1 protein-coding gene is annotated in these 5,516 nt (G+C 73.1%); it reads right to left on the minus strand.

The window, feature by feature from the left end:
- Positions 1-5,516 (minus strand): type I polyketide synthase (locus CHF15_RS43690; protein WP_143681803.1); only part of this gene is annotated, 5,516 nt, incomplete at both ends.

Below are 5,516 nucleotides of genomic sequence, written 5' to 3' on the forward strand. Positions count from 1 at the left end.
ACATGAGCGGCGGCGATCTCACCGAGCGAATGACCGGACACGAAGTCCGGCCTCACGCCCCAGGACTCCAGCAGCCGGAACAGCGCCACCTCCACAGCGAACAACGCCGGCTGCGCGAACTCCGTCCGGTCGAGGAGAGCCGCGTCGTCGCCGAACAGCACTTCCGGCAACGGCACATCGAGGTGCGCGCTGATCGCGTCCAGCGCCTCCGCGAACACGGGGTACGCGTCGTACAGCTCACGGCCCATCGTCAGTCGCTGGCTGCCCTGCCCCGTGAACAGGAACGCGAGCGAGCCGGCGGCGGCCGCCCCCCGGAGGAGGCCGGGGGTCTGCTCTCCTTCGGCGAGAGCCACAAGGGCGGTCCTCAGACCGTCGATGCCGTCGGAGACGATCGCGGCCCGGTCGTCCAGGGCCGCCCGGCTGGTCGCCAGCGAGTGGGCCAGGTCGGCGGGACGCGGGCCACCGCCGGACTCGACCACCGACAGCAGCTTTCGGGCCTGGGCGCGCAGGGCGTCGGGGGTCCTGGCCGACAGGACGTACGGAAGCACGCCGGGCGCCTGCGACGGAGACTCGTCGGCCTCGGTGATCCCGCCCGGTGCCTGCTCGATGATCGTGTGGGCGTTGGTGCCGCTGATGCCGAACGACGAGACGCCGGCACGACGCGGGCGCCGGGTGTCGGGCCACTCGACGGCCTCGGTCAGCAGGGCGATGTCTCCCGCCGACCAGTCGACGTGCGGGGTGGGCTCGTCCACGTGCAGGGTTCGGGGCAGCACGCCGTGCCGCATCGCCATGACCATCTTGATGATGCCCGCGACACCAGCGGCGGCCTGCGTGTGCCCGAGGTTGGACTTGACGGAGCCGAGCAGCAGCGGCTGCTCGGGCGAACGCTCCTGCCCGTAGGTGGCCAGCAGCGCCTGCGCCTCGATCGGGTCACCCAGCCGCGTACCGGTGCCGTGCGCCTCGACCGCGTCCACGTCAGCGCTCGACAGGCCCGCACTCGCCAGAGCCTGCCGGATCACACGCTGCTGCGAAGGGCCGTTCGGCGCCGTCAGACCATTGCTCGCGCCGTCCTGGTTCACCGCCGAACCCCGCACCAGAGCGAGGACCGGGTGACCGTTCCGCCGGGCGTCCGACAGCCGCTCCACGAGCAGCATGCCCACACCCTCCGCCCACCCCGTGCCGTCGGCGGCGCCAGCGAACGCCTTGCAGCGGCCGTCGGGCGACAGACCGCCCTGGAGGCCGAACTCGCTGAAGGTGGTGGGGGTGGACATGACCGTCACACCGCCCGCCAGGGCCATGGAGCACTCGCCCTGCCGCAGTGCCTGCACCGCCCAGTGCAGCGCGACCAGGGACGAGGAACAGGCCGTGTCCACCGTCACCGCCGGGCCCTCGAGCCCCAGCGCGTACGAGACACGGCCCGACATCACACTGCCCGCGTTGCCCGTCATCACGTGGCCGAGGACCTCGTCGGTGCCGGACTGCTCAAGCTGCGCGTCGTACCCGGTGTAGGCGGCTCCGACGAAGACACCCGCCCGGCTGCCGCGCATGGTGGCCGGGTCGATGCCCGCGCGCTCGAAGGTCTCCCAGGCGGTTTCGAGCAGGAGCCGCTGCTGCGGATCCATGGCCAGCGCCTCACGCGGGGAGATCCCGAAGAAGTCCGCGTCGAAAAGGTCGGCGTCGTACAGGAAGCCGCCCTGGAAGGTCCGCGCATCGCCGTGGACGAGGAGTTCGCCGGTGTCCCAGCCGCGGTCGGCGGGGAGGCCCGAGATCGCGTCGCCGCCGGCCTCGACCAGACGCCACAGGTCCTCCGGGCTGCGGACGCCGCCGGGGTAGCGGCAGCTCATCGCGACGATCGCGATGGGATCGTCGTCCGCCTCGACCGTTCGCGGTCCGCTCGGCGCGAGGGCGGTCCCCACCCGGGCCGCGTCGGCGTCCGTAAGGTCGCCGACAAGCTCTTCACGCAGGTATCCGGCGAGCGCGGTGGCCGTCGGGTAGTCGAAGACGAGCGTGGCGGGCAGACGCTTGCCCGTTGCGGCACCGAGCAGGTTGCGCAGCTCGACAGCGGTCAGGGAGTCGAAGCCCAGCTCCTTGAACGAGCGCCCGGGCTCGACGGAGCCCGCCCCGGGGTAGCCCAGCGCGATGGCGACCTGCTTGCGGACCAGATCCAGCAGAACACGGTCACGCTCGGCCGGAGCCAGCCCGGCCAGACGCTCCCGGAAACCGGCCTCCCCTCCCGCGCCCGTGGCGGCCACGGCACGGCGAGTGGGAGCCCCGACCAGACCACGCAGCAGCGATGGCAGGGAACCGGTCTGGGCCTGGGCGCGCAACGCCCCGATGTCGAGCCTCATCGGCAGCAGCACCGCGGCACCGACGGCCAGCGCCGTGTCGAACAGAGCAAGGCCTTCCCGGCCCGAGAGGGCGCCCACGCCGTCCCGGGCCATGCGCTGGAGATCGGCCTCGTCCAGCCGTGTCGCCATACCGCCCACCTGCGGGGCCCACAGGCCCCACGCGAGCGCGGTGGCCACGAGCCCCTGGGCTCGCCGCTGCTCGGCAAGGCCTTCCAAGAAGGCGTTGGCAGCGGCGTAGTTCGCCTGCCCGGCCGCGCCGAAAGCCGCGGCGATCCCCGAGAACAGGACGAAGTCGGCGAGGTCGAGGTGGCGGGTGAGGTCGTGCAGGTGGAGGGCCGCGTCGACCTTGGGGCGAAGAACCCTCTCGAGCCGCTCGGGGGTGAGGGAGTCGATGACACCGTCGTCGAGGACGCCCGCCGTGTGCACGACAGCCGTTAGCGGGTGCTCGGCCGGTACGGACTCCAGCAGGGCGGCCAGCGCGTCGCGGTCGGCGGTGTCGCAGGCGGCGATCGTCACCTCGGCGCCCATGGCGCCTAGTTCGGCGGCCAGTTCACGGGCTCCGGCGGCGGACTCACCACGGCGGCTGGTCAGCAGCAGGTGACGGGCGCCGCGCGTGGTGACGGCGTGCCGGGCGACCAGGCCGCCGAGCGCACCCGTGCCACCGGTGATGAGGACGGTGCCCTCGGGGTCCCAGTCGGTCGGCAGGGTCAGCACGATCTTGCCGACGTGACGTGCCTGGCTCAGATGACGGAACGCCTCGGGCGCCTGACGCAGGTCCCACGCGGAGACCGGGAGCAAGTGCAGGGCACCGGATCGGAACAGCGCCAGCAGTTCGGTGAGCATCGCCTGAATGCGGTCGAGTCCGGCCTCGATCAGGTCGAACGCCTGGTAGGTGACTCCGGGGTGAGCGGCGGCGACGTCCTCCGGCGAGCGGACGTCGGTCTTGCCCATCTCCACGAAGCGCCCGCCACGCGGCAGCAACCGCAACGAAGCATCCACGAACTCCCGCGCGAGGGAGTCGAGGACGACATCGACGCCGCGTCCGCCCGTGGCGCTGCGGAACGCGTCCTCGAAGTCGAGCGTGCGGGACGAGGCGATGCGGTCGTCGGCCAGGCCGAGCCCGCGCAGCGTCTCCCACTTGCCGGGACTCGCCGTGGCATACACATCCACGCCCCAGTGACGGGCCAGCTGCACGGCGGCCATACCCACGCCACCCGCGGCAGCGTGGACGAGCACCGACTCCCCACCGCGCAGTGCGGCAAGGTCGTGCAGCGCGTAGTACGCCGTCATGAACACGATCGGCACCGACGCCGCCTCGGCGAACGTCCAACCGTCCGGCATCGGGACGACCATGCGGCGATCGACCACCGCGAGCGGGCCGAACGCCCCGGGCAGCATCCCCATGACGCGGTCGCCGGGGGCGAGGTCGGTGACACCGGGGCCGGTCTCCACGACGAGGCCGGCGCCCTCGCTTCCCATCAGCCCCGCGTCACCCGGGTACATGCCCAACGCGCTCAGGACGTCACGGAAGTTCAGCCCCGCCGCCCGCACCGCGACGCGGACCTGGCCCGCCTCCAGCGGCGCCTCCGCCTCGGGGCTGGGGACGAGGACGAGGTTGTCGACGGTGCCCCTGTGCTCGATGTCCATGCGCCAGGCGACGCTGTCCGCGGGCGGGGTCAGCGCTGGCGTGGCCGGGACCCGGGCCAGCCGGGGCGCCTGCACCATGCCTCGGCGGATGGCGAGCTGCGGCTCACCGGTGGCGAGGGCCGCGGCGAGGACCCCAGCCGAGGCCGGGTCGTCGTCGAGGTCGATCATCACGAAGCTGCCGGGATTCTCCGACTGCGCCGAGCGCAGCAGTCCCCGTACCGCGGCGCCGGAAAGATCCGCGACCGCTCCACCCGGCACCGTCGTCACGGCGCCCGACGTCAGCCACACCAGCCGCGTGTCCGCGAAGCGCTCGTCCGCGAGCCACTCCTGAACGGTTCCCAGCGCACCCCGCACCGCTGAATGCACCGCGCCGGCCACGCCGTCGTGACCGGTGCCGGGCAGGTGGACGACGACCGCGTCGTAGAGCGGCTCGCCTGTCGAAAGCGCCTCGCCGAGCGCGGCGAGGTCGGCGTACTCCACCACGACAGCGCCCGCAGAGGCCATGCCCAGTTCGTCCCGCCCGAGGACGGCCCAGCGCCGATCCTCCGCACCGTCACCGGGCGCAACGGTCACAGGCGCCCATTCCACGCCGAACAACGACTCCAGGTGCGCGGCTTCGGCCAGGCGTACCTGCTCGGCGGAGACCGTGCGCAGTGCGAGGGCGTCCACGGTGGCGACGGGTGCGCCGGTGGTGTCGGCGATCTCCAGGCGCACGCCGTCCGCGCCCGTTCGCGCGACGTGGACCCGCAGGGCCTCGGCGCCCGCCGCGTGCAGCGTCACCCCGGTCCAGGAGAACGGCAGCCGCCCCACGCCCACGGTGCCGCCGAGCCCACCCAGCGCCAGCGCGTGCAGGGCCGCGTCGAGCAGGGCAGGGTGCAGGCCGAAGTCCCGCGCGGCAGCGGTGTGCCCCTCGGGCAGCGCGACCTCGACGTAGACGCTCTCCCCGCGCCGCCACGCGGCCGTGAGCCCGCGGAACACCGGCCCGTAGCCCATTCCGAGCCCGGCCAGCACCTCGTACAGATCGTCCGTGTCCGCGGCCTCGGCTCCCGCCGGGGGCCACTGAGTGAGCTCGAAGTCCGGCTTTCCGGCGCCCTGGGCGAGGACGCCGTCGGCGTGCCGCACCCACGACACATCGGCGGCGCTGTCCTCGGCGCGGGAGGAGAGCGTGAACGTGCGACGACCTGTGCCGTCCGCGTCGGGCGCGGCCACGTGGATCTGCACCTGCACGCCGCCGCGCTCGGGGAGAACGAGCGGGGCCTGGAGGGTGAGTTCCTCCAGCACGTCACAACCGACCTGGTCACCGGCACGAACGGCCAACTCCACAAAGGCCGCGCCGGGAAGCAGGACGGTGCCCATGACGGCGTGGTCGGCGAGCCAGGGGTGCGTGTCGAGGGAGAGACGGCCCGTGAAGAGGAAGCCGTCGGAGTCGGCGAGCGCCACGGTCGCGCCCAGCAGCGGGTGACCCAGGGCCTCCAGGCCGACAGCGCGCAGATCGCCGGCGCCGCGGCCCGACTCGATCCA

It is taken from the genome of Actinacidiphila glaucinigra, from assembly GCF_900188405.1.
GTDB lineage: Bacteria > Actinomycetota > Actinomycetes > Streptomycetales > Streptomycetaceae > Actinacidiphila > Actinacidiphila glaucinigra.